Raw genomic sequence first — 1,535 nt, 5'->3', positions numbered from 1 at the left:
TCTTTTTATCACGCAGTGAAAATGTAAGTTTTGACATTGAGAGCCCATTTTTGGATTTTGACATTGTAGATGAAAGAGGCGTATTAAGTCGCACCGTAACAACCGTGAATCCAGCTGATGTCGATAGTTACGGTAACGTAAAAGTACAAACCACTTTACATACCGATAAATTTGGCACACACAAAACCGTTAAGGATATAGGGTTGCAGCCATCAGCAGCATGGCCGCACCGATATTCATGGCAACGTGAGCGCAAATATTTTGTGCCTAACGCGACTGCTGGTAGCCCTTCTGCGCATAACAATACTCCATTAAACAAAGATATAACGACGCATGTGCAACAGTGGGATACTACGCATCGAAAACCACAAGTGGTAACCACTGCGCCAGGAGCGCTGTACCGCAATACTAGTCAATGTAACGCCAGTGGCCTAAACGGTTGTTCAACCCAAACCACCCTATACAACAGCTTTGGATTGCCCATACAAGTACAAGTGCAAGGGGGCGTGCAAAGCGGTGTTAATGATTCAGACAGCCAGCAGGTGCGCTTAACCAATATTTTTTATTCCAATACTGGGCAAAGTATTCAAAATGACGGGTACTTTGTGTTTCAAACCGATACCTACACCGGAGCGTCGGGCAGTGCAGGTTATCAAAGCAGTGTGGTTGTTAGCTCACCACAGCGCGGTTTGCCTGCGCGCACCATCGATGCCAACGGCGTGTACACCGATATCCAATACGATGGACTAGGGCGTGTCACGCAACAAAAAACAGTTGGCTCACCTTGGCAGTATATTCGCTATCGTACGCCTGACAGCGATTCGCCCAACCATTTAGACACAAGCATGATGAGTGTTTATCAATCGGGCACGCCGAGTAGTCATCAATATTTTGATGCAAAGGGGCGCGTGCTGCGCGAGCGCACCGATGGTTTTGATGGCGGGGCAATTTTTGTAGATACGCGCTTTGATAATGTTGGCAGACAAACGCATACCTCGATGCCATATAGCTCTCAACCTTATTGGACGATTTATTCCGGTTTTGATGTGCTCGGGCGACCTGGTCAAAAGACCACACCGGCGACTGATTACAATGAAGCACTCATTACCACGTACGACTATCAAGGCTTAGCGACAAGAGTTGATACGGTGGCGAGTGACGGTCATAATTTGACCATGTGGCGAGCGAGCAACAGCATGGGCCAGCTTATGTACACTCAAGATGCTCTGGGTGCTTATACTCGCTATGCCTATGATGCGTCGGGCAACCCAATAGTGATTTATGATGCAAAAGGCAATAGCATTTACGCAAGTTACGACCACCTTGGGCGCAAAACATGGGTGCGCGACCCCAATCAAGGGCTCACACAATTTACCTACAATGACTTTGGTGAGCTGGAGCGAGAAATAGACGCAAACGGCCAGTATATGCGCTACGACTATGATTTGCTGGGCCGCGTGGTGCAGCGCTTGTCATCGAGCGGCAATGCGATATTTACCTTTGATACTCGCAAAAAAGGCCAACTTAGCACCCAT

At 47.9% G+C, this 1,535-nt stretch carries 1 pseudogene; it reads left to right on the top strand.

Features of this window, described 5'->3' with window-relative positions:
- Positions 1-50: 50 nt before the first annotated feature.
- A pseudogene (locus AB9H30_RS19290) lies at positions 51-1,535 on the top strand (hypothetical protein); the annotation flags it as partial.

The sequence above is a fragment of the Glaciecola sp. SC05 genome, from assembly GCF_041380235.1.
Classification (GTDB): domain Bacteria; phylum Pseudomonadota; class Gammaproteobacteria; order Enterobacterales; family Alteromonadaceae; genus Glaciecola.
The sequence above is the reverse complement of the archived record's forward strand: the minus strand, read 5'-3'. Positions and strand labels throughout refer to the sequence as shown.